Raw genomic sequence first — 23,933 nt, forward strand, 5'->3', positions numbered from 1 at the left:
TATGCACCCAAATTTGGTTGGCTTCACGCTACTTTGTTTCGTTTTATCTATTTTCAAATATATAAATAAAATATTACAAAATATAAAAGCAACTTTATATTGTTGATTACCGCGATCCGCGTGAAGGATGGCAGTGAAAATCCTTTTATGAAGCGAAGCGCAATAAAAGATTGTAACGTACAGCCTGACCCGCAGTTGCGAGGAGGAACGACGAAGCAATCTGGAGGGACACGCCCAAATTATTTTCCGTTTCAGACCTGTGATTTTTTCAAATAAACGGCTAAAATTCAGTCGCATTTCGTTCCGTCCCGACGTTTCGGGATCGGGATTGGGAACGTGAATAAAAAACTTGTTTGGGTTGCAAAAATTTTATAATTTTGCAGTCCAATTTTATTATGTAAATTAAAGAAGAAGATGGATATTAAAAGAGTAGCAATAGACGCAGTAACTGAGACAATTGTAATGACTGTAGTTCACATGGATTACAAAGGTCAGGTTGCAAAAAGAATAAACGAAAAAATGCCTTTGGCAACTGTTAAAGGGTTTAGAAAAGGAGCGGTGCCTAAAGATCTTGTTGAAAAACAATACGGGAAAGCAATCAAACAAGAAGAAGTTCAAAAAGTGGTTGACTTGGCTTTAGAGCGTTTCGTACAATCAGAAAGATTAAACCTTCTTGGAACGCCACTTGCAAAAGTAAACGAAGATTTCTCTTGGGATACTGAAGAATTGGTTTTTGAATATGAAATTGGTTTAGTGCCAAACTTCACTTTAGACTTAGAAGCTAAAAATGACATCGTAAAATATGTGGTTTCTGCTGATGATAAATTGATAGAAGGTCAAGTAGAAAGAATCCAAAAACAATTTGGAAAAGCTATTCCTCAAGAAGTGGTTGTAGCGGGTGCAGATTTGACTGGAACTTTCACAAACGAAGAAAAAGAAATCAATAACACAACAACAATTTCTTTGGATATGTTCAAAGACAAAGCTACTGCTGATAAATTTATCGGTAAAAAAGTAGGTGATGTTGTGACTGTAAATACAAAAGATTTATTTGAAGACGTACACCAATTGATGGACGTGTTGAAAGTAAGTCATGATGAGGTTCACGAACTTGCGGTTGACGTAGATTTCACTATTGAAGCGATCAATACAACTGAAATGGCTGAATTGAACCAAGAATTGTTCGATAAACTTTTTGGAGCTGGAACTGTAGCTTCTCTAGAAGAATTGAAAGGAAAAATCAAGGAAGATGCTGAATCTCAATTTGCACAACAAGCAGACCAAAAATTATTGGCTGATGTTCAGGATTTCTTGATCGAAAACACAAAATTCGACTTGCCAGCTGAATTCTTGAAAAAATGGTTGCAAACTGTAGGTGAGAAAAAATTATCTCCTGAAGAAGCTGAAGTAGAATATGCACGTTCTGAAAGAGGATTGCGTTTTCAGTTGATCGAAGGTAGAGCAATGGCTACAAGCGATATCAAAATTACTTTTGAAGACTTGAAAACATTCACTACAAAATCAATCAAACAACAAATGGCTCAATTCGGGCAAACAAATCCTACTGACGAAGAAGTTCAAGGAATTGTTGCAAGAGTTTTGTCTAACCAAGACGAAGTAAAAAGACTTTCTGACCAAGTTGTTGCTGAGAAATTATTGGAATTGTTCAAAGAGAAAGCAAATCCTACTACTAAAGAAGTAACTTACGAAGAATTTATTGCTGCGTCTTACGGAGAATAAATTCTAGTCTTAAAGTCAAATGTCATAAAGTCAAAAGTTGAAAAAACGGAAAACAATTTCGTTAGTTGTTTCAAATTTTATGATTTGATTACAGATTGTAAACAATAAAAAATAGTTATATTTGAGCGTCAGAAAAAATATTTTTTGGCGCTCTTTTGTTTCAATTAGTTTCGGGAGCCAATCCAGCTGTACGTTTCAAGTTTTTTCTTCCGTTTAAGTTTTTTAAATTCCTGCAAGAGCTTCTTTCAGTCGCTTTGCAAGAATAAAAAAACTAAAAAACGGAATTCAAAAAGCTTTCTACTTCCATCTGGGCTAAAAATAAGACATATTGACATCATTTGTAAATAGGTATGACCTTTGCATTAATAGGAACAACAAGATATTACGTAAAACTTAGAACTAATAAATATGAACTACGGTAAAGAATTTAAAAAATTTGCTACAAAGGACCACGGCGTAAACTCCATGTATTACGATAAAATCGTAAGCGCAATGACTCCTAAAAACATGACTCCATATATCATCGAAGAACGTCAGTTGAATATTTCACAATTAGACGTTTTCTCAAGATTGATGATGGACAGAATTATATTCCTTGGAACAGGAATTGATGACCAAATTGCAAACATCGTTCAAGCACAATTATTGTTCCTTGAAAGTGCTGATGCTTCTAAGGATATTCAAATTTATTTGAATTCTCCAGGAGGAAGCGTTTACGCAGGATTAGGGATTTATGACACGATGCAATACATTAAACCAGATGTAGCAACGATTTGTACAGGAATGGCAGCTTCTATGGGAGCGGTGTTGTTATGTGCAGGTGCTGCAGGAAAACGTTCGGCTTTGCCACATTCAAGAGTAATGATTCACCAGCCATCAGGCGGAGCGCAAGGAGTTGCTACTGATATGGAAATCAACTTACGCGAAATGTTGAAACTGAAAGATGAATTATACAAAATTATCTCTCACCACTCCGGACAAACTTTCGAGAAAGTACACAACGACAGTGAACGTGATTATTGGATGATTGCTGAAGAAGCAAAAGCATACGGAATGATTGATGAGGTTTTAATAAGAGGATAAATTATTAGTCGAAAGTCAAAAGTCCGAAAGTCAAAAGCATAGCTGAGACTTTACGACTTTTGACTTTATGACATTAGACTAAAAGAATGGCAAAAGTAGTATTAGAGTGTTCGTTTTGTGGAAGAAAGAAGCCAGAAACCAATTTGTTGATTGCTGGTATCAATGCGCATATTTGTGATAAATGTATCGAACAAGCACACGGAATTGTTTTAGAAGAATTAAAATCCAGCGGAAGTTCAAAACTAGTTGGAGATTTGATTTTAAAGAAACCAAAAGAAATCAGGGCGTTCTTGGATCAATATGTAATTGGACAGGACCAAACTAAAAAAGTAATGTCGGTTGCAGTTTACAATCACTACAAACGTTTGATGCAACAGCAACTTGACGATGAGGTAGAGATTGAAAAAAGTAACATCATCATGGTGGGACAAACAGGAACAGGAAAAACATTGGTGGCTAAAACCATTGCAAAAATGTTGGATGTGCCTTTAGCTATTGTTGATGCGACTGTTCTTACAGAAGCAGGTTATGTTGGGGAAGATGTCGAAAGTATTTTGACGCGTCTTTTACAAGCTGCTGATTATGATGTTGCGAAAGCAGAACGCGGCATTGTATTCATTGACGAAATAGATAAAATTGCACGTAAAAGTGACAATCCGTCTATTACTCGTGACGTTTCTGGTGAAGGGGTACAACAGGCTTTATTGAAATTATTGGAAGGAACAGTTGTAAACGTACCACCAAAAGGAGGACGTAAACACCCAGACCAAAAATTTGTTGAGGTAAATACACAAAACATTTTGTTTATTGCCGGTGGTGCTTTTGATGGAATCGAAAGAATTATTTCGAAACGATTGAACCGTCAGGCAGTTGGTTATTCTACTTCTAAAAATGTGGATAATATCGACAAAGACAATTTGTTGCAATATATTATTCCAAAAGACATCAAAGATTTTGGATTGATTCCTGAGATTATTGGGCGCTTGCCAGTTTTGACACACATGGATCCTTTAGACAGAGAAACGTTGCGTGCGATTTTGACACAACCTAAAAATGCGTTAATCAAACAATACGAGAAATTGTTTTTGATGGATGATGTTGAATTTACCATTACAAATGAAGCATTGGATTTTATTGTTGATAAAGCTCTGGAATACAAATTAGGTGCTCGTGGATTGCGTTCTTTATGCGAAGCTATCTTAACCGATGCCATGTATGAATTGCCAAGTTCTGATGATAAAACATTAGAAATTGATGTTGAATATGCTAAAGAAACGTTGAACAAAAATTTATTGAAACGTTTGGAGATTGCATCATAATTTGAATTCGGATAAAGAATAATTTTTGATCTTTTCTAAAAATATAAAACCTGTTCATTCATTTGAACAGGTTTTTTTATGAATTATTTTTAAAAGCTATATTCTTGATTATAAAAGATTTGTAGACTTTAAATATTTTGTAAATTTATAAGCTGAAATTTAAAAGGAAACTTAAAATGATAACAATACAAAGTGCAATAAACGCTTCAATTGAAAAAGTCTGGGATTTATGGACAATTCCGAAACATATTATGAAATGGAACAATGCCTCTGAAGATTGGCATACTTCTTTTGCTGAGAATGACTTGAAAGCTGGAGGAAAATTCAAATATACTATGGCTTCAAAAGATGGAGCAATGAGTTTTGATTTTGAAGGGACTTATACGGATGTAAAACACCATTCTTTAATAGAATATATACTTGCCGATGACAGAAAAGTGAAAATTACCTTTGAAATTCTGTCGAATGGGGTTGTGCTTACAGAACTATTTGACCCCGAAACAGAAAATCCCGAAGCATTGCAGCAACAAGGCTGGCAGTCCATTTTGGATAACTTTAAAAAATATGTTGAAAATTCAACCCTTAAAAACTAACAAAATGACAAAGCAAATATGGCTTAATTTACCGGTAAAAGAGGTGGCGAAATCAAAAGAGTTTTTTACTAAAATAGGTTTTTCCTTTAATGAGCAACACGATACGCCTCATTCAACATGCTTGTTAGTTGGAGCTGCTAATTTTGTGATTATGCTTTTCGAGGAATCAATGTTTGAAGGCTTTGTACGAAATAAAATTACGGATACTAAGGTAAGTTCAGAAATTCTAATTTCTATTGATGCCGAAAGTAGAGAAGAAGTGGATGAATTTGCAAAGAAAGTTGAAGAAGCCGGAGGAACAGTTTTCGCTAAGCCTGCCGAAAATCAAGGTTGGATGTACGGATGCGGTTTTGCGGATTTAGACGGGCATCGTTGGAATATGTTATATATGGATTTTAGTAAAGTACCCAAACAGTAGGTTTTAAGTTAATCTAAAAAACACTCAAAATGACAACATTGGAATTTAAAATCGAGGTCAATGCTCCAAAAGAAAAAGTGTGGGGCGTTTTATGGAATGAAGAAACATACCAACAATGGACATCTGTTTTTGGTGAAGGAACATATGCAGTAAGCGATTGGAAAGAAGGCAGTAAAATTCATTTTTTATCTCCAAATGGGGAGGGAATGAACAGCATTATTTACAAGAAAATTGATAATGAATACCTTGCGTTTAAACATTTGAGTGAAATCAAAAATTTTAAGGAAATGCCTGTTGATGATGCCAATCAAGAATGGGCTGGCGCTATGGAAACCTACCGATTAACCGAAAATAAAGGACAGACTGTTTTAGAAGCTAAAATGGATTCAGTCGAAAAATATATTGATTATTTCAGAGCTACATTCCCAAAAGCCTTGGATTTAGTAAAGAAACTTTCAGAGAAAAAATAAAATAGTAATCTTAAAATAAAATTATGGCGTCAATTAATCCGTATTTAATTTTTAATGGAAACTGCGAAGAAGCATTCCTATTCTATCAATCTGTATTTGGTGGTGAATTCCCCTATGTTGGGAAGTTTAAAGATATGCCCCCAATAGAAGGTCATCCAGCACTTTCTGAAGCAGATGGAAATAAAATAATGCATGTTACATTGCCAATAGGTGATGGATCAGTCCTGATGGGAAGTGATAGCAATTCGGCAAGTGGGGAAGTTGCTTTTGGACAAAACGTTTCGCTTTCAATCAATGCTAAGAGTAAAGACGAAGCTGATAAATTGTTTAATGGACTTTCGTCAGGAGGAACGGTAACGATGCCAATGAATCAAACCTTTTGGGGTGCTTATTTTGGAATGTTTGTAGATAAATTTGGAATCAGTTGGATGGTGAATTTTGATGAAAATGAGGAATAATTAGTATCGAAAAGTTTGATGATTGCATTGTAATGATTGTATTAAACTTGTTCATTCATTTGGACAGGTTTTTTTATGGGTAATTTAAACTATTTGTTATTGTTTAAAAAAACAAACATTATTCTTTTTTATCACCATAAGAATGCCGATTTTTGCCCCTTGTAAATCTATATTAATAAAAATGGAAGTAGAAGATAAAGAGGTTATTTTATTAAAAGTTTCTGGACAGGACAAACCTGGAGTTACTGCTGGTCTAACATCGATATTAGCGACTTATGATGCCACTATTTTAGATATTGGACAGGCTGATATTCATGACACCCTATCTTTAGGTATTTTATTTGAAATAAAAGCGGGTTCTTCTTCAGGACCAGTTTTAAAAGATTTATTGTTTAAAGCTTATGAATTGGGTATTAAAGTTAAGTTTATTCCAATTTCTATTGCTGATTATGAAATTTGGGTGAAAGCGCAACGCAAACAACGTTACATTATCAATATTTTGGGAGAAACATTAACAGCTGTACAATTGGCGGCTGTGACAAGAATAATGTCGGACCAAAATTTGAATATTGATTCTATCAAAAGATTAACGGGTCGAGTTTCTATTATCGAAAAAGAGGAATTTCCTCGTTCTTGTGTGCAATTATCCGTAACAGGTGATATTGTGGATAAAGCATCGATGACTGCCAGTTTTATGGAAATTTCCAGAACCCTAGATGTGGATATCTCTTTTCAAGAGGATAATATGTATAGAAGAAACAGACGTTTGGTGTGTTTTGATATGGATTCTACCTTAATTCAAACAGAAGTTATTGATGAATTAGCTGAATTAGCGGGTGTAGGCGAGCAGGTAAGAGCCATTACGGAATCAGCTATGAACGGCGAAATTGATTTTAGCGAAAGCTTCAAAAAACGTATGGCTTTGTTAGAAGGGTTGAGTGAAGAGGTACTACAAACCGTTGCTGAAAATCTTCCTATAACACAAGGAGCGCATCGCTTGATGAAAGCCTTAAAATATTACGGTTATAAAACGGCTATTTTATCTGGAGGATTCACCTACTTTGGTAATTATTTACAAAAGGAATTGGGGATTGATTACGTTCACGCCAATGAATTGGAGATTAAAGACGGGAAATTGACGGGTAACTATTTGGGTGAAATCGTTGATGGACAAAAGAAAGCTGAATATCTTAAAGCCATAGCGCTAAAAGAAGGCATACACATTAATCAAACTATTGCTGTGGGTGATGGGGCTAATGATTTGCCTATGTTAAATTTAGCAGGTTTAGGAATTGCTTTCCATGCCAAACCGAAAGTAAAAGAAAGTGCTGCTACGTCAATATCTAGCCTGGGGCTGGACGGTGTTTTATACCTTTTAGGATACCATGACAGGCATATTGATATGATGGAACAGGAGTAAATATGTAAATGATAATACACAAAAGAGGCTGTCAGAAAAATTAATTTTTGTACAGCCTTTTTTATGCTTTAAAGCGAAATAGATTTTCTGGCTTTTCTAATGATTGTTTTTCGGGAGATTTACAAATTCCTCTGGGGCCACAACTCATTCTATGTGGTCCACAGGAACTCAGAAAAACTAATATTAAGAAGATGGACAAGGCATTTTTCATTTTATTATACGGTTTGAAACTGCATGTTTTTCAATTGTTCCAGATAATCCCTTTGGTTTGATAATCTTGGAATTTTGTGTTGTCCGCCGAGTTTGTTTTTCTGTTTCAACCAGTCATAAAACAAATTTTTTCGGGCTATATTAATAACTAACGGATTCAATGTCATGTTATTGTAGCGTTTTGCTTCGTAATCTGAGTTTAAGGATTGTATCGAGTCATCTAATGCTTTCTGGAATAAGGAAATGTCGGAGGGATTGTCTTTGAATTCAATCATCCATTCATGAGCGCCTTTTTCTTTGCCGTCCATAAATATAGGTGCAACAGTATAATCGACTACTTCCGTTTGAGTCAATTTACAGGCTTTGGCTATAGCCTGATCCGTATTTTCGACCATTAATTCCTCACCAAAAACATTAATATGATGTTTGGTTCTACCTGTAACCCGTATTCGATAGGGATTCAATGAAGTGAAACGAACGGTATCACCAATCAAATAACGCCACAAACCAGAATTGGTTGTAATCACTAATGCATAGTTTTTGAAAAGTTCCACATCAGCCAATCGAATTACTTTTTGATCTTGTGTTCCAAATGAATCCATTGGAATAAATTCGTAGAAGATTCCGTAATCCAGCATCAGTAATAAATCACTGGAATTATTTAAATCCTGAATAGCAAAATATCCTTCGGAGGCATTGTATATTTCGTAATATTTAAAATCTTTTTTGGGAAGTATTTTTTTATACTGGTCTCGATAGGGTTCGAAATTTACGCCGCCGTGAAAGAATACTTCCACATTGGGCCACAATTCCAATAGATTTCCCTTTCCGGTTTCTTCCAGCATTTTATTCATTAGTACTAACATCCACGATGGAACTCCAGCAAAACTAGTTACATTTTCGTTTTTCGTCTCATTTATAATAGCTGCAATTTTTGATTCCCATTCGCTCATCAACGAAATTTTGCTACTTGGGGTACTACTAAACTCAGCCCAAATTGGCATGTTTTCAATTAGTATTGCAGACAAGTCTCCAAAAAATGTATTGTTGTCCTCATATATTTGAGAGCTTCCACCAAGACGCAGGCTTTTGCCAATAAAGAGTTCTGATTCTTCGTTGTTATTGAGATACAAACACAACAAATCCTTAGTTCCTTTGTAGTGGCAGTCTTCCAGCGCTTCATTACTCACCGGAATAAATTTACTTTTGGCATTGGTCGTGCCGCTGGATTTAGCGAACCATTTTATTGGGGTTTCCCAAAAGACATTTTGTTCGCCTTTACGAGTTCTCTCAATCAGCGGTTGCAATTCTTCATAAGTAGAAATAGGAATTCGTTCAGTAAAAGTAGCATACGAATGTATCGAAGCATAATCATACTCTTTGCCTAAAACAGTATTTTTGGATGACTGAATTAAATTCATAAGCAATTCTTCCTGAACCTCATTTGGATATTTTAGGAAAAGTTCGATCTGATGAATTCTTTGTTTTAGAACCCAAGAGGCAAACGAATTGATTATGGTTAGTGGCATTTTTAAATTATGAATTATGAATTACGAATTATAACTTTACCAAAAATAACAAAATTTGTTTAACTTGATGTGTTAAACTTGAAACTTTAAAAAGAATGACTTACGAAGGTGTACTTACAAAAATGCAAACTGAATTTGGAAATCCAATTCAATATTATTTGGTTTTTGAGAATAGTTTTTTGAATGTGAATCAGTTGCTGAATAAAAATCTTGAAATTAATTTTGTAGGCTACCAATGTTTGAATTGTGGAAAGAAGAAAAAGATATTCCGTCAGGGATTTTGCTATGATTGTTTCTATTCTAGTGCTGCTGTTGGGGACTGGATAATGAAACCGGAGTTAAGTACAGCTCATCTTGGAATTCAGGATAGGGATTTGGCTTACGAAGAAAAAGTGCAATTGCAACCGCATATCGTGTATTTGGCTTTGTCCAGCGAAGTCAAAGTGGGAGTGACCAGAAAAACTCAGGTGCCAACCCGATGGATTGATCAAGGCGCAACCCAAGCAATTTCTATTGTGGAAGTGCCCAATCGATACTTAGCCGGAATTACGGAGGTAGCTTTGAAAAATCATTATGCTGATAAAACCAATTGGCGTAAAATGTTGACCAATAATGTCGAACAAATCGATTTAATTGCTGAAAGATTGAAGGTGGAGAATCTAATTCCAAAAGAAGTTCATGAGTATTTCTATTTGCAAAATAATGATTTGTATGAAATGCATTATCCTGTTTTACACTATCCAAATAAAGTAAATAGTTTGAGTTTAGATAAAACACCTCAGTTCCAAGGAAAACTCACCGGAATAAAAGGACAATACCTTCTTTTTGATGATGGAACAGTTTTCAATATCCGTGGTTCCGAAGGATATGTGGTATCGATTAATGTATAAAAACTCCATTAAAAAAGCAGGAATCTCAATCAAAGAAGAGATTCCTGCTTTTAGAATATAGAAAACCTACAGTTTTGTTTATAATGCCTTTTTTGGAGTTTTTTTAACCATTAAGAAATTAAGTTTCGTTAAGGTGTAGCGCTTAAATTTTCTTATTTTCTTAATGGTTAAATTCCTAATATAAATTGTTTATGTAACATATTTTGTGAAGTGGCTATTATTATTATTATTGAACTTTAGGTTCTTCTGCTTTTTTCTTTTTATTAAACAATCCGTTTAATAAATCGGCTGCTTTTGTTTTTACAGCATTTGTAGTTTCTTCCTTTGTTGTAGGAGTTGCCGTTTTTGTAGTGTCGCTTGGTTTCTTATTTTTATTGATAAAATCAGTTAAAGCCGAAGTCCCTTGTTTTACCAATCGTTCTTTTTGTTGTTTTACTAATTGGGTTGTCAGATTATTAACGGCACTTTTTATATCGGTTGAAATTTTTGGATTAGTGAAGTTCCCAGTTAAAATAGCATTGATAGGCAGATTTTCCAATTTAGCCGCATCAGTAGCAGATAATTTAGCAATTAATGCATTGGCTTCTGAACCCAGATATTTAGCTGGAACATCAAATTTGATATTGTAATTCATGCTTTGGTCGAAACCATGCGAACCGCCAATTGTAGCCTTTATGTCTTTGTATTTTATGTCAAATGGTTTTACATTCACTTTTCCGTCTTTGAAAGTAATGGCTGCTTTCAAATCATTCAAATTGATTTTACTTACATCGATGAACTTCAAATTAGAACCCAAAGCCGTTAGCAAAGTCGAATTACTTGAATTAATAGTAGTTGAAAGCAATTGCCCTAATAAATCTCCGGTCAGTGTTTTTAAATCAGGTGTTAGTTCTGTTGCGTCAAGATTTCCATTCAATTTGATACTTGAATTTAATTTACCATTGATAATTCCGGCAATTGGCGCAATTTTTTTCAACATGTCCAGTTGGGTAAATGATTGTGCAATGTCGACTTGATTTAATTTTAAATCCATATTGAAAACTGGCGTTTTCCCTTTTGTCGAAACTGCTCCATTTACTCCAATTGTTCCTCCAAAAATGGATGTTTTTACATTATCTAATGTTACTTTTTCATCCTTTACAATCAGTTTTCCCGAAACGTCTTTTAAGGTCAGATTGTTATATAAAACCGTAGTCGCTTTTGCGGTAAGCGTACAATTTAAGAAAGCCGGAATCTTCATGGCGTCGGCTTTTTTAGTTTGCTTTGCCTGTTCGCTGTCGCTCAGGCTAGTCTTAGTGGTTTCACCAGTTGTCATGAAATCACTCACGGCTAATTGCTTAGAAAACATATTGAAATTCCCTTTTAATTCTTGGTTTTTAAATATAAATCCGTAAAAATTCTCTAAAATTCCCGTTACGCTAATGTCACTTTTTCCAGTGGTTGCATTCAATTGTTTTAAATTCACTTGACTCGGGTTAAACTGAACAAGGGCATTGCTGATGTTCATTGTTTTGCCGTTTTCATCCACATAGTTGAAACCGGATAAACTCATTGTTCCTGCATTATTAATATTTTGATATTGACTTTTCTCTACGGATTGCATATCAAATTTTGTCGTTACATCTGCTTTTAAAACTCCAGACAAAGGTTTGTCAAGTTTTATAGGATACGCTTTCGAAAGATTGGCCAAGTTGATAGTTCCTTTTAAAGCGGCATCGACAATTGCATTTTGAGTGATGTTTTTGATATTGGCTTTAGCATTGAAAACATCCTGATCTATTTTGAAAGAAAGCTTATCAAGATTCACATAGGTATCGTTCAGAATTCCTGTTTCATTAATTATTTTAGTGTCAATAACAATGTTTTGAACGGATTTCGGTAAATTAGGATACTGAAATGAGGCGTTATTGGACGCAATTTCAATTTTGAATTTTGGAACAGTAGTATCTGAATACAATCCTTGTGCAAATCCCATAACTGTAAAATCGCCAGTTGTTTTTACATTGTCCAAACTCGAAGCATAAGCGGCCGGAATAACTCCTAAGAAATTTTTGAATGAAGAAGTTGGCGTTTTGAATTTCAAATCATATTGTTGTCCCGCCTCGACCATTTGAATAAAACCATCAAATTCTAACGGTAATTGGTTAATTAAAGCCTTGTTTTCCTTGAAAGTGTATTTGCTTTTTTCTAAATCAATCCCTAAAACCGCATCTAAAGTCAAAGAGACGTTTTTCATATAATTGACTTTATCCATGTCTAATGATATTTTCGCAGTAGATTTAGTGACTAAATCTAATTTCTGTGCTGCAAAATCTCCAGTTCCTTCATGGTTTAAGCTGTCGATAACCATTTTTATTTTGGAACTTTCGTCAAAATACCTGAACTTGAAATTTTCGATTTTATAATTTTGAATTTTCAATGATAATGGACTGCTTTTACCATCATCCTTGGTTTTGTTATCTTTCAAAGCGATGTCATAATTCCCGATTCCGTCTTTATTGAATAGGATATTGATTAACCCGTTTTTTGAAGAGATTCCGTCAATATTCATTGCTTCGTTTTTACCCTTAAAAAGTTCCTTGATGGACATTTTTAAATTCAGTTCGCCTAATGAAACCAATGTATCGCCTTCAAAAGGAGCTTTGTTTATAATGACCAACTTATCCAACGTCACATTTGCGTTTGGGAAATTTTTAAATAAACTCAAATCGGCATCTGCAAAAGTGACTTTAGCATCTACTTTTTCATTGATAGCTTCGGCGATTTTGGCTTTTATTTGATCTTTAAAAAAATAGGGAATTGCAAATAAAGCGGCTGCGAGTAGGACAATTAGTATCCCAATGATTTTTAAAATTTTCTTTAGCATAATTTGATTTCTTAAGATTTTATAAGTGTAGCAAAAATAATGCCTTACTTCTTACAAAAATAACGGATTATAGTTTAGGATATTTGTAATGTTTTCATAAATAAAGGAGTAGTGCTTTTTTTGATATAAAAAAATCCGTTGAAGCAATTGCCTAAACGGATTTTTCCAAAGATTTTAAACGAATTTATTTGATGTTAATTTCAAAAGGCATCATGGCTTGAACGCCTTTTTGAGATTGTAATCTTTTTACTTCTTGCATGATTTTATAGTTTTCTTCCCCAATTTCTTCCTTAATAAAAGATTCTTTAGACTTAGCAAATGGCAAATTAGCTAAAAGATCATTAATATTTTTCTCATATTCAGGATAGTTTTGTGTAGCGTAATTTTTAGTTTTTGCTAAAATTGCAGCTTCTTGTATTGCATCGTTTAATCCTCCTATTTTGTCAACCAGTCCAATTTTAACTGCTTCAGAACCTGCCCAAACTCTTCCTTGCGCTATCGCATCCACTTGAGCAAATGTCATTTTTCTTCCTTCGGCAACGTGGGTAACAAAAGTTTTATATATATGTTCAATTTCTTCAAGCGTAACTGCTCTTAGTTTTTCGTCCAATGGTACAAAAGGGCTGTAGTTTGCTGCATTTTCATGCGTTTTTACTTGCTCTACATGTACTCCTATTTTTGTTGTTAATTGACTAAAATTAGGCAATATTCCAAAAACGCCTATAGAACCCGTAATCGTGTTGTTTTCGGCAAAAATTTTATTTGCATTACAAGCAATATAGTAACCACCGGAAGCGGCATAATTTCCCATCGAAACCACTATAGGTTTTACTTTTTTGGTTAATTCGACTTCTCTCCAAATCAAATCTGATGTTAAAGCATTTCCACCCGGGCTATTAATTCTAAGGACAATGGCTTTTACATTCTTGTCTTTTCTGGCTTCTTGTAGCGAACGACGCATGGAACCTTCACCTATAACATCTACATCGCCTTCACCGCTATGAATTTCGCCTTGAGCGTAAATAATGGCAATTTTATCATCGGCATCAGTATTTTTTGAAGTAGTCACTACTTTTTTGGTATAATCCAATAAGTTTACTTTGTTGTAATCCTCGTCTTTGGCTACTTTTAATAAGTTTCTAATAGCATTGTGGTAGGCGTCTTCGTAAGCTATAACATCAACCAATCCTTCTTTTTTTGCCATCTCAGGTGTTCGTGCCAAAAGACCGTTTGCAATTTCGTTCAGTTTTGCTACGGAAATATTTCTGCTTTTTGAAATTTCCGTTACAACTGAATTCCAAATAGAATTCAATAAAGCTGAAGTTTGTTCCCTATTGGCATCACTCATTTTATTTTCCAGAAAAGGTTCAACGGCACTTTTATATTTTCCATGACGAATCACTTCCATTTTTATACCTGATTTTTCCTGAAAATCTTTGAAAAACATTATTTCCGAAGACAATCCCTTGAAATCCATATCTCCAACAGGATTCAGATAAATAGGTTTTGCAACCGAATTTAAATAATATTCTTTTTGAGAATACGAATTAGCATAAGCCATCACAAATTTGCCTGATTTTTTAAAATCTTCCAAAGCATCCCTTAAGGCTTTGCTTTGAGCCATTCCTAATTGAGATTCATCATTCAAAATAGAAATTCCCTTGATGTCATCGTCAGTTTTTGCTTCTTCAATAGCACTTATAATATCAGTCAGACCTATGTTTTTTCCATCAGAAAAAATAGTTACCCAAGGATCTTTGAATTTACCGGCGTAGTCGTTTTTTATGTCTTCTAAATTTAATTCTATAACTGAATTGCTTTTTACGGTAATTCCTTCTGACTCACCTCCAAAAATGGCACCTATAATTAGTATTCCAAAAAAGAACAACATAAAAAAGACGAAAATACCTATGATGGTCGCCAACACATTTCCTAAAAATTTCATATTTATATTTTTTTAATAAGTCTGAAAAGTGGTTGAATTGTTACAAACTCTAGGTTTTATAATTCTTGAATTAGTTATCAACACTCTTTGCAAAGATACTTCTATTCTAAAATTCTTTTAGTTAATTTGTGCTTAATATGAAATCACAACATCAAGTTATTTTGTCGATAGGAAGCAATCAAGGGAACCGATTAGAAAATATCGAGCGTTGCTTGCAATTGATACACCAAGAAGTGGGAACGGTTATCAAAGTTTCAAAACTATATGAAACACCGTCTTGGGGTTTTGATAGTGATGCATTCTACAATTGCGCATTGGTAATTCATAGTTATAGTTCAGCAAATAAAATTCTTACTCAGGTTTTAAAAATTGAAAAAAAATTGGGTCGTATTCGAAGTGAAGAATTAGGCTATCAATCTCGAGTTATAGATATTGACTTGATTTCTTTTGATGAAGACAGTATCGATACTGAAAAGCTCCAGATTCCACATCCATTAATGCAAAATAGAAATTTTGTTTTGTTACCCATTCAGGATTTAAATTTAGATTGGAAACATCCTATTCTAAAAAAATTAATATCGGAATTACTTGAAGTTTCTCCTGATCAAAGTGCTTGTCAAGTAGTGCAAGATTTAGAAAGTCCTTTGCAAAGTATTGCATTAGAACGGTTTAATTACGTGGCTTTTGAAGGGAATATTGGTGCAGGAAAAACAACATTAGCTATGAAAATTGCTGTGGATTTTAATGCTAAAACCGTGTTAGAACGCTTCGCAGATAATCCATTTTTACCTAAATTTTATAAAGATCAAAACCGATACGCTTTTCCGCTTGAAATGTCATTCCTTGCCGACCGGTACCAACAATTATCAGATGATTTAGCGCAATTTGACTTGTTTAAAGATTTTTTAGTAGCCGACTATCATATTTTTAAATCCTTGATTTTTGCCAAAATAACGCTGGCTGAGGATGAATATCGCTTGTATAGAAACCTATTTGATATCATTTACAGAGAAATGCCAAAACCAGATTTGTATATTTATTTGTATCAAAATTCAGAGCGGCTTTTGCAAAATATTAAAAAGCGAGGCAGAAGCTACGAACAGAAAATTCCAGCAGAATATTTGGACAAAATTAATAACGGTTACCTTGATTATATTAAATCGCAAACGGAATTAAATGTATTAATCATTGATGTTTCTGATCGAGATTTTGTAAAAAATCAAGAAGATTACCTTTATATTTTAAATGAAATCCAAAAGAAGATTAGTGAGTAATTTACCTTTTTAGCGAAAAATGACCTTTTGCTTCTCTACCATCTTCTAATTTTAAGGTAAACCAATAATCATCTGCCTGTAAAGAATTGCCATTAAAAGTACCATCCCAACCCTGGCTTGATGAAGGAACCCATTGCTTGATAAGTTTTCCATAACGGTCAAAAATGTAGATTATTGATTTTGAATTGAAAGTTTCATTCACTCCTTTTACAGTCCAATAATCATTATAACCGTCATTATTTGGCGTAAAGAATTTTGGTGAGCCTATAACGGCAATAGTTTTGCTAACTACACCACAGCCATTTTTGTCATTGATAAAAACTTCATGAATTCCTGCGGGCACTTGATCAAAGAAATTGGAGTCTTGCCAAAATCCACTTGGTTCGTCTAAACTATATTCATATTTTCCTTTTCCTGTTACGTTTACGGTAACTGTATTTATATCGGTCAAATCTACAATAGCAATGCTATCGATATGAGCCAAATCCGAAGCAGTAACTTTTATGGTTCTTATTCTACTGCAACCTGAACTATTTGTTACTTCGACAGCATAAGTTCCTTCGGTGTTTACGGGCAAAGTTGATGCTGTTTTACCAATCAACACAGTTCCGTCTTTTGACCAAATATAGGTGTAATTACTTATAGGTGATCCGTCTTGAATTCCAGCATCAAGCGTAACGAAAAATGTGGGAAGATTGGAACAAACCAATTCATTTTCGCCACCATTGGTATTCAAGTTAATTTTCGGAATTGGATTAACAACGAAATTTAATGTTGTAGTTGCAGTACAAGTCGTATTAAGTGGATTTATTAGTGTTGCTGTAATGTTTTGAGTCCCTGTTGTAAAGGTGGGTGAAAAATTTGAAAGCACAGTTCCGTTTGGTAAAGAATAAGTAACCGTCATTCCGGTTTGTCCTCCTAGAATAGTAGCTTCGAATGTTGATGTGTCGAATGCAAATTTTCCGTCTTGAATCAAAGGATCTAATTCGTCATCACAAGCTGTAGTTAAGGTCGAAGAAATTGCAAATGATTTAGGTGAAAGGTCTACAGTAAATGGGATGCTTATTTCATCAAAACATTTTTGAACTGTCTTGTTCGTTACAATAGCTTTTATTGTTTGTGAAGCAGTTATAAAAGTATTCGGAAACGGACTTGGTAATGGATTGTTGTTTTGATCAAAATAAGTAACAGTAACATCGGTAAGCATTTGTCCTTTTAATAATTTCGATTCAAGAGTAGAGGTGTCAAAAGTGAGTATTCCATCTTGATTGTCATCACATTGTCTTGGAATTACAACTGAATTAGCAATAGGTAGAGCTTCGACTTTTAAAGTAATGTAAGGCCCTAAACCAACACAAGCATTATTTAAACTACTTTCTACCCGTACCCAAATATCTTGAGAATCACGATAGCCAATATTCCTGTAATTTGAAATATCTGCTATTACGTTGAGTTCAGCTAATGCATCAGCTTCGTTTCTGTAATAGTTTATAGTGTAAACTTGATTTATAGGTAATTGAGCTTGTATTGTGGCTTTTGTCCAAGAGAAATCAAAAGTTGTAATCCCGTCTCTATTATTGTTATTAGCATCTAAAAAATCATCGCAAACAGGCGGAACTGTGATTTTATAGGTTGAAAGAAGATTAGTAGTAGGTACTTTTAATGTTAATTTGGCAACGCTATAGCAACCGCTAATTTTATTGGCAACTTTCACCCAAACAGTCATTGTTGATGGTGTTGTGTTTTCGAAAGCCAAATCATTTGAAATTAAATCGGTTGTAAGACCATCTTTAGCCCCTGATTGTGAAGTATAATAGGTAAAGTTTTCATTGGTATAATTTGCGGAAATTTGATTGTTATTTACCGTCAAATTAAAAAGAGTCTTCCCGTCTGGAATCAAATCAGTATCACATTGAATAATGGTTACATCGTTTACTATTGGCAAAGGATTGACAACAAAATTTAAATTTGTAGTTGCGGTACAGCTTGTATTTGATGAATTCGTAACTGTTGCTAAAACATTTTGAGTTGCAGTTACAAATGGATTTGGCAGCGGGCTTGGTAATGGATTTCCATTTTTATCAAAATATTTGACTGTCATTCCAGTTTGCCCTTTTAGAATGAAAGCTTCGAATGTAGTCGTGTCAAAAGCAAATTTGCCATCTTGATTTAATGGGTTTGGTTCGTCATCACAAGTTGTGGTTAAGGATGCAGGAACTGGGAAAGCTTCGGGTAAATCATCTACTATGAATTTAATACTTGTTTCGTTAGTACATAACAGCGCATTTTTTAAAACGGCTTTTATCGTTTGTGATGTTGTTTTGAAATTAGCAGGAAATGGGCTAGTTATTAAATTTCCATTTGAATTTTTTAGTGGGTTATTGTTTTGGTCAAAATAAGTAACGCTTATGTTTGTTTGATTTCCTATTAAAGTAGACTCAAGGGTAGCTGTATTAAAAGTTACTATTCCATCTTGATTGTCATCACATTGACTAGGAATTATTACCGGATTTACAGTAGGCAATGGTTTAATAGTTACTGTTATTGGTGTTCTAGTCGTACATCCATTATCAATATAATAAGTCGTAGTTGTATATACTGTTGGAGTTGCAAATGTGTTAGCTGTTCCTAGAAGAATTCCACCAGTTGCAGAGTCAAACCAATTGATCGTTCCAGTTGTTGAGGTTGCTTGAAGCGTAAATGTCCCTAAACCGCAAGTAGGACCTGGTGGCATTGAGGTTGTAATTTGAGACATTGTTATTGAAGTACTTGCCGAAACTTGAATGTTGTCAACATCGCCTGGAACCATTCCTCCGTATTCTACAATGTAGCCTTTGGGGTAGTAATCTCCTGGTGGGTCTCCTTGTTCTGAAAGATCATTCCATGTTCCTGGATTTCCAACTGTAATAGCAGTAATGTGAGCGTAATCCTCATTGTTGTTAGAGTCATTCGGTTCATATGGTGCGTTCCAATTGGCATAATAAAATGGAGCTGTTGCTGTTCCATTATTTTTTCCAATCCAGAAAGTGGTTCCTGTTCCGCCATTAGCAAGTCCTTCCGGGCCAGTTACCCATTTCCAGGTGCCTTCTAATGCTGCGTCACTTCCGCCAATCCATCCTGCTCCAGGCGCCTGAGCTCCTGCTAATTGAGCTTCGTCGGCAGCTGTTAGCGTGGCTAGATAGCCTTTCAAGCCATAATAAGTCCTCGTTTCTGCCGCTAATTTTGCTGCTGTCCAATTAATCCCTAAATAGGGTACATATTCGTAAAAATGTTTGTTTCTTGGTAAATAACTAAGTTGACCTGAACCTAAACTAATTGAAAAAGTTTTGTTCCCAGATGGTGAAGTTGAGGAATTACTGAATTTGACATCTGCAATGGCTGCTTCAAAATCAGCATAAGGAATATTGCTCCCGGTTGCGGTGTACAATTTCAACTTTCCTTCTGATGGAATCCAAGTTGATAAAACCGTTGGGTGGCTGCCAGTAAGCGTTAAGAGGTCTTGTCCAAAAACATATCCCGATGAGATTTGAATATAAACGGCATTGGTAGTTGGCTCAAGCGGATCGAATGCAATATTTATTGTTTGTACAATACTTAAAGAGGTTCCAGGACAATAAATTTGATTCCCCGTTGCTTTAATTACAGGAGGATTTATAGCATATATAGTCTTCGGAATGAAGGATAACAGAATTAAAATTATTTTAAAAGAAACATTAATTTTCATTCAATAAAAGTACTAATTTTTTTTATTTTGGCCAATTCAATTTTTGGAACAAATCCCAAGCTACAATCCCAGCACTAACGGAGATGTTTAAAGAATGTTTGGTTCCTAATTGCGGAATTTCAATACAACCATCACATAAAGCGACTGCTTCTTGAGAAACCCCGTAAACTTCATTTCCAAAAACTAAAGCGTATTTCTTGTTTTTTTTAACTTTAAAATCTTGAAGAAAAACAGCGCTTTCCACTTGTTCAATAGCAAGTGTGGTAACGTTTTCTTCTTTTAATTTATTAATAACTTCAAGAACATTGTCATTATGTTCCCAAGCCACGGTTTCAGTAGCGCCAAGTGCCGTTTTATGAATTTCTTTGTTTGGTGGCGTTGCAGTTATGCCGCACAAATATATTTTTTCTATCAAAAATGCATCGGCAGTTCTAAAAACAGAACCTATATTGTGTAAACTTCTAATGTCATCCAAAACTAAAATAAGCGGTGTTTTTTCGGATTGTTTAAATGCTTCAATAGATTTTCTTTCGAGTTCGCTGTTTTCCAGTTTTCTCATATTTTTTTGGGTTTATGTCAATAAAAAAAGCTTCCCTAATTTAGGGGAAGCTTTTTTGTTATAATTAATTTAGAATTTAGCTTTTTGATGCCTCATCTGGTAAAACAGTTCCTTTTATTGTAAGTACTTTAGTTGGTTGCCCTTCAGCATTTGAAGTTACAGTTACAGTTTTTGTAAATGCACCAACTCTGTCAGTAGCATATTTAACACCAATAATACCTTTTGCTCCTGGAGCAATTGGTTCTTTTGGAGTAGTAGGAACAGTACATCCACATGAACCTTGAGTATTTGTGATAATTAATGGTTTGTTACCATTGTTAGTGAAAACAAATTCACGTTTACCATCAGCATTGTGAGCAATTGTTCCATAATCAATAACTTCAGTTACAAATACCATTCCGGCACCATTTACTTTTGGAGTAGAAACTTTAGCAGCTATAGTTTTTGCTTTTTTTGTAACTTTTGATGTTTCTTGTGCATTAGAAGCAGTAACTCCTAATACTAATAATAACGCTAGTGTAACTATTTTTTTCATTTTCTTGTTTTTTAAATTAGTAAAACAAATTTAGAGAAAAAATCATGCCAATAACTTAATTTTTCCTTAAAAAAATTAAATTTTTGAAGTGCTACTTATTCACATTAAAATATTTAAATTCGCTGACACATTTTTTTTCATTTTTTAAATATAAAATAACTTGGCATCTAAAGAGAAAACGGTTAAAGAAACGCCTTTAATGAAGCAATACAATGAGATCAAAAGGAAATATCCGGATGCGTGCTTATTGTTTAGAGTAGGGGATTTTTATGAAACTTTTGGAGAGGATGCCGTTCGTGCTTCAAAAATACTTGGGATAACGTTAACCAAAAGGGGAGCGGGGTCAGAAACGGAGACCGCATTGGCAGGTTTTCCGCATCATTCTATAAATACGTATTTACCAAAATTAGTCAAAGCGGGACTTCGAGTGGCGATTTGTGATCAGCTTGAAGATCCAAAAATGACCAAAACCATAGTGAAACGCGGCGTTACGGAACTCGTTACTCCTGGGGTTTCTATGAATGATGAGGTTTTGCAATCTAAAACGAATAATTTTTTAGCGGCTGTTTTTTTTGCTAATAAATCAATAGGAATTTCATTTTTGGATGTTTCTACCGGGGAGTTCCTTACAGCACAAGGAAATGCAGAATATATTGATAAATTATTGCAGAATTTCAATCCTAGCGAAGTTTTAATTCCAAAAAATAATAAAAATGATTTCCGAGAAATTTTTGGTGATGAGTACCATAGTTTTTACTTGGAAGATTGGATTTACAAGGAAGATTATGCATTCGAAACCTTAACTAAGCATTTTCAAACCATTTCTTTGAAAGGATTTGGAATCGAAGAATTGAAAGAAGGGATTATTGCTTCGGGAGCAATTTTATATTATTTATCCGAAACACAGCATAACAAAGTGCAGCATATAACTGCTATTCAGCGTATTGCAGAAGATGCTTACGTTTGGATGGATCGTTTTACCATTCGAAATCTGGAATTATATCACAGTTATAATCCCAATGCAGTTACGCTTCTTGATGTTATTGATAAAACGCTTTCACCAATGGGTGGGCGATTGTTGAAACGATGGTTAGCACTTCCTTTGAAAGATAGTGTCAAAATACAACGACGTCATCAGGTTGTTTCTTACTTAAAAGAGAATCAGGATGTTTTGAAAAACATTCAAAATCAAATCAAACAAATTTCAGACTTGGAACGTTTGATTTCGAAAATTGCCGCTGGAAAAGTTTCGCCTCGTGAAGTAGTTTACTTGAAAGAATCATTAGATGCGATTATTCCAATAAAAAACTTGGCGTTAGAAAGTTCGCAAGAGGCAGTAAAAGTAATTGGTGACAGTTTGCACAGTTGTGAATTATTGCGCGAAAAAATCAAAACTGTATTAAATCAAGATGCTCCGGTTGCTATTGCCAAAGGAAATGCGATTGCTAAAGGAATTAATGCAGAATTAGATGATTTGCGAGCCATATCGACTTCTGGAAAAGAATTCTTGGAAGGAATAGAGAAAAGAGAATCCGAAAGTACGGGAATTTCCTCCTTGAAAATTTCGTTCAACAATGTTTTTGGGTATTACATTGAAGTGCGAAACACGCATAAAGATAAAGTCCCGACCGAATGGATTCGAAAACAAACTTTGGTTAATGCGGAGCGTTATATTACTGAAGAATTAAAAGAATACGAAACTAAAATCCTGGGTGCCGAAGAGAAAATTCATAAAATAGAAGTAGAGTTGTTCGAGCAATTGGTGAGTTGGATTGCCACATATATCAAACCCGTTCAAATGAATGCAAATTTGGTGGCGCAATTGGATTGTTTGTGTTCTTTCACGCAATTGGCTATCGAAAATAAATATGTTTGTCCAGAACTCGACGAATCATTCGAACTGGAAATTAAAAACGGAAGGCATCCTGTTATAGAAAAACAATTGCCTGTTGGAGTGCCTTATATTGCCAATGATGTTTTCTTGGATAGAGAAACACAGCAATTGATTATGATAACTGGACCGAATATGTCCGGGAAGTCCGCTATTTTACGCCAAACGGCTTTGATTGTACTCTTGTCTCAAATGGGTAGTTTTGTTCCTGCAGAAAGCGTGAGAATGGGGGTTGTAGATAAAATATTTACCAGAGTAGGAGCAAGCGATAATATTTCGATGGGAGAATCTACTTTTATGGTCGAAATGAATGAGACAGCTTCTATCTTGAATAATATTTCTGATAGAAGTTTGGTGTTATTAGATGAAATTGGGAGAGGAACGAGTACCTATGATGGGATTTCAATAGCTTGGGCAATTGCTGAGTTTTTACATGAGCATCCTTCAAAGCCCAAAACATTATTTGCAACGCATTATCATGAGTTGAATGAGATGAGTGAATCATTGCCTAGAATTCAAAATTACAATGTTGCTGTCAAAGAATTGAAAGATACCGTGCTTTTTATTCGAAAATTAGTAAAAGGGGGAAGTGCGCATAGTTTTGGAATACATGTAGCTAAAATGGCTGGAATGCCTCAAATCGTAATTTTGAAAGCGCAAAAACTTTTAAAGAAATTAGAAAAGAATCATTCTAGTGATGCGTTGAACGGAATCAAAGCTGCAAAAGACGAAATGCAAATGAGCTTTTTCAATCTGGACGATCCTTTATTGGAGGAAATAAAAGAAGAGATCATAAACTTAGATATAAATACCATTACGCCTATGGAAGCTTTGATGAAACTTAATGAAATTAAGAGAATGTTGACTAGAAAATAATTTTTTTTGTTTTAAAGTTTACGTTATCAGAAAGTTAACTTTTATCTCTGTTTTTTTTATAAAAAAGACTTGTTTAATTCAATAAATGTCCTAAATTTGCATCCGCAATACACAACAAGTATAGCGGTTCTTT

17 protein-coding genes are annotated in these 23,933 nt (G+C 34.5%); 11 read left to right on the forward strand and 6 right to left on the reverse strand.

The window, feature by feature from the left end; translation table 11 throughout:
* Positions 1-414: 414 nt before the first annotated feature.
* From T410_RS07150 to serB, 8 genes are all read left to right on the forward strand, one after another.
* Positions 415-1,740, forward strand: coding sequence for a trigger factor (locus tag T410_RS07150; protein ID WP_035669953.1), 1,326 nt, complete (start codon positions 415-417; stop codon positions 1,738-1,740).
* Between the two features lie 408 nt (positions 1,741-2,148).
* On the forward strand, positions 2,149-2,823 hold the full coding sequence (gene clpP / locus T410_RS07155) for an ATP-dependent Clp endopeptidase proteolytic subunit ClpP (RefSeq protein ID WP_035669957.1): 675 nt from the start codon (positions 2,149-2,151) through the stop codon (positions 2,821-2,823).
* A gap of 86 nt (positions 2,824-2,909) precedes the next feature.
* Positions 2,910-4,142, forward strand: coding sequence for an ATP-dependent Clp protease ATP-binding subunit ClpX (clpX, locus tag T410_RS07160; RefSeq protein ID WP_035669960.1), 1,233 nt, complete (start codon positions 2,910-2,912; stop codon positions 4,140-4,142).
* Positions 4,143-4,318: 176 nt separating this feature from the next.
* Complete coding sequence (locus tag T410_RS07165; protein ID WP_035669963.1) at positions 4,319-4,735, forward strand: SRPBCC family protein; 417 nt, start codon at positions 4,319-4,321, stop codon at positions 4,733-4,735.
* Positions 4,736-4,739: 4 nt separating this feature from the next.
* Positions 4,740-5,153 (forward strand): VOC family protein, encoded by a 414-nt coding sequence (locus T410_RS07170; protein WP_035674230.1) that lies wholly within the window; start codon positions 4,740-4,742, stop codon positions 5,151-5,153.
* Between the two features lie 29 nt (positions 5,154-5,182).
* Entirely contained in the window at positions 5,183-5,623 is a 441-nt protein-coding gene (locus T410_RS07175) for an SRPBCC domain-containing protein (RefSeq protein ID WP_035669966.1), read from the forward strand.
* Positions 5,624-5,646: 23 nt separating this feature from the next.
* Positions 5,647-6,081 carry a VOC family protein gene (locus T410_RS07180; RefSeq protein ID WP_035669968.1) on the forward strand — a complete coding sequence of 145 codons (435 nt, stop codon included), beginning with the start codon at positions 5,647-5,649 and terminating at the stop codon, positions 6,079-6,081.
* A gap of 181 nt (positions 6,082-6,262) precedes the next feature.
* A complete protein-coding gene (serB, locus tag T410_RS07185; RefSeq protein ID WP_035669971.1) occupies positions 6,263-7,501 on the forward strand; it encodes a phosphoserine phosphatase SerB in 1,239 nt (412 codons plus the stop codon).
* A 215-nt stretch (positions 7,502-7,716) separates the two neighbouring features.
* Here serB and T410_RS07190 read toward each other — a convergent pair whose 3' ends face one another.
* A complete protein-coding gene (locus T410_RS07190) occupies positions 7,717-9,240 on the reverse strand; it encodes a GH3 auxin-responsive promoter family protein (protein WP_035669974.1) in 1,524 nt (507 codons plus the stop codon).
* Positions 9,241-9,335: 95 nt separating this feature from the next.
* On the opposite strand from T410_RS07190, the gene T410_RS07195 reads away from it, so the two are divergent.
* Positions 9,336-10,130, forward strand: coding sequence for a DUF2797 domain-containing protein (locus T410_RS07195; RefSeq protein ID WP_035669977.1), 795 nt, complete (start codon positions 9,336-9,338; stop codon positions 10,128-10,130).
* 226 nt (positions 10,131-10,356) lie between these two features.
* Here T410_RS07195 and T410_RS07200 read toward each other — a convergent pair whose 3' ends face one another.
* Both T410_RS07200 and sppA read right to left on the reverse strand, forming a co-directional pair.
* Entirely contained in the window at positions 10,357-12,996 is a 2,640-nt protein-coding gene (locus T410_RS07200) for an AsmA family protein (RefSeq protein ID WP_035669983.1), read from the reverse strand.
* A 184-nt stretch (positions 12,997-13,180) separates the two neighbouring features.
* Positions 13,181-14,941 carry a signal peptide peptidase SppA gene (gene sppA / locus T410_RS07205; RefSeq protein ID WP_035669984.1) on the reverse strand — a complete coding sequence of 587 codons (1,761 nt, stop codon included), beginning with the start codon at positions 14,939-14,941 and terminating at the stop codon, positions 13,181-13,183.
* 137 nt (positions 14,942-15,078) lie between these two features.
* Between sppA and folK the strand changes: the two genes are divergently transcribed.
* Positions 15,079-16,215, forward strand: a complete 1,137-nt coding sequence (gene folK / locus T410_RS07210) for a 2-amino-4-hydroxy-6-hydroxymethyldihydropteridine diphosphokinase (protein WP_035669985.1) — start codon at positions 15,079-15,081, stop codon at positions 16,213-16,215.
* Between the two features lies 1 nt (position 16,216).
* Here folK and T410_RS17210 read toward each other — a convergent pair whose 3' ends face one another.
* The 3 genes from T410_RS17210 to T410_RS07230 all read right to left on the reverse strand — a co-directional run bounded on the left by T410_RS17210 (position 16,217) and on the right by T410_RS07230 (position 21,033).
* Positions 16,217-19,939 (reverse strand): T9SS type B sorting domain-containing protein, encoded by a 3,723-nt coding sequence (locus T410_RS17210; RefSeq protein WP_051929372.1) that lies wholly within the window; start codon positions 19,937-19,939, stop codon positions 16,217-16,219.
* A 22-nt stretch (positions 19,940-19,961) separates the two neighbouring features.
* Positions 19,962-20,498: an RNA methyltransferase gene (locus tag T410_RS07225; RefSeq protein ID WP_035669990.1), complete on the reverse strand. Its 537-nt coding sequence runs from the start codon at positions 20,496-20,498 to the stop codon at positions 19,962-19,964.
* 76 nt (positions 20,499-20,574) lie between these two features.
* Positions 20,575-21,033, reverse strand: coding sequence for a DUF1573 domain-containing protein (locus T410_RS07230; RefSeq protein ID WP_035669992.1), 459 nt, complete (start codon positions 21,031-21,033; stop codon positions 20,575-20,577).
* A 160-nt stretch (positions 21,034-21,193) separates the two neighbouring features.
* Between T410_RS07230 and mutS the strand changes: the two genes are divergently transcribed.
* On the forward strand, positions 21,194-23,800 hold the full coding sequence (gene mutS, locus T410_RS07235) for a DNA mismatch repair protein MutS (RefSeq protein ID WP_035669994.1): 2,607 nt from the start codon (positions 21,194-21,196) through the stop codon (positions 23,798-23,800).
* Positions 23,801-23,933 lie beyond the last annotated feature (133 nt).

The organism is Flavobacterium sp. 83 (genome assembly GCF_000744835.1).
GTDB lineage: Bacteria > Bacteroidota > Bacteroidia > Flavobacteriales > Flavobacteriaceae > Flavobacterium.

Bases quoted from the DNA above. Each gene is read 5' to 3' on its own strand.
- T410_RS07150 (WP_035669953.1), top strand. From the start codon at position 415: ATGGATATTAAAAGAGTAGCAATAGACGCAGTAACTGAGACAATTGTA.
- clpP (WP_035669957.1), top strand. From the start codon at position 2,149: ATGAACTACGGTAAAGAATTTAAAAAATTTGCTACAAAGGACCACGGC.
- clpX (WP_035669960.1), top strand. From the start codon at position 2,910: ATGGCAAAAGTAGTATTAGAGTGTTCGTTTTGTGGAAGAAAGAAGCCA.
- T410_RS07165 (WP_035669963.1), top strand. From the start codon at position 4,319: ATGATAACAATACAAAGTGCAATAAACGCTTCAATTGAAAAAGTCTGG.
- T410_RS07170 (WP_035674230.1), top strand. From the start codon at position 4,740: ATGACAAAGCAAATATGGCTTAATTTACCGGTAAAAGAGGTGGCGAAA.
- T410_RS07175 (WP_035669966.1), top strand. From the start codon at position 5,183: ATGACAACATTGGAATTTAAAATCGAGGTCAATGCTCCAAAAGAAAAA.
- T410_RS07180 (WP_035669968.1), top strand. From the start codon at position 5,647: ATGGCGTCAATTAATCCGTATTTAATTTTTAATGGAAACTGCGAAGAA.
- serB (WP_035669971.1), top strand. From the start codon at position 6,263: ATGGAAGTAGAAGATAAAGAGGTTATTTTATTAAAAGTTTCTGGACAG.
- T410_RS07190 (WP_035669974.1), bottom strand. From the start codon at position 9,240: ATGCCACTAACCATAATCAATTCGTTTGCCTCTTGGGTTCTAAAACAA.
- T410_RS07195 (WP_035669977.1), top strand. From the start codon at position 9,336: ATGACTTACGAAGGTGTACTTACAAAAATGCAAACTGAATTTGGAAAT.
- T410_RS07200 (WP_035669983.1), bottom strand. From the start codon at position 12,996: ATGCTAAAGAAAATTTTAAAAATCATTGGGATACTAATTGTCCTACTC.
- sppA (WP_035669984.1), bottom strand. From the start codon at position 14,941: ATGAAATTTTTAGGAAATGTGTTGGCGACCATCATAGGTATTTTCGTC.
- folK (WP_035669985.1), top strand. From the start codon at position 15,079: ATGAAATCACAACATCAAGTTATTTTGTCGATAGGAAGCAATCAAGGG.
- T410_RS17210 (WP_051929372.1), bottom strand. From the start codon at position 19,939: ATGAAAATTAATGTTTCTTTTAAAATAATTTTAATTCTGTTATCCTTC.
- T410_RS07225 (WP_035669990.1), bottom strand. From the start codon at position 20,498: ATGAGAAAACTGGAAAACAGCGAACTCGAAAGAAAATCTATTGAAGCA.
- T410_RS07230 (WP_035669992.1), bottom strand. From the start codon at position 21,033: ATGAAAAAAATAGTTACACTAGCGTTATTATTAGTATTAGGAGTTACT.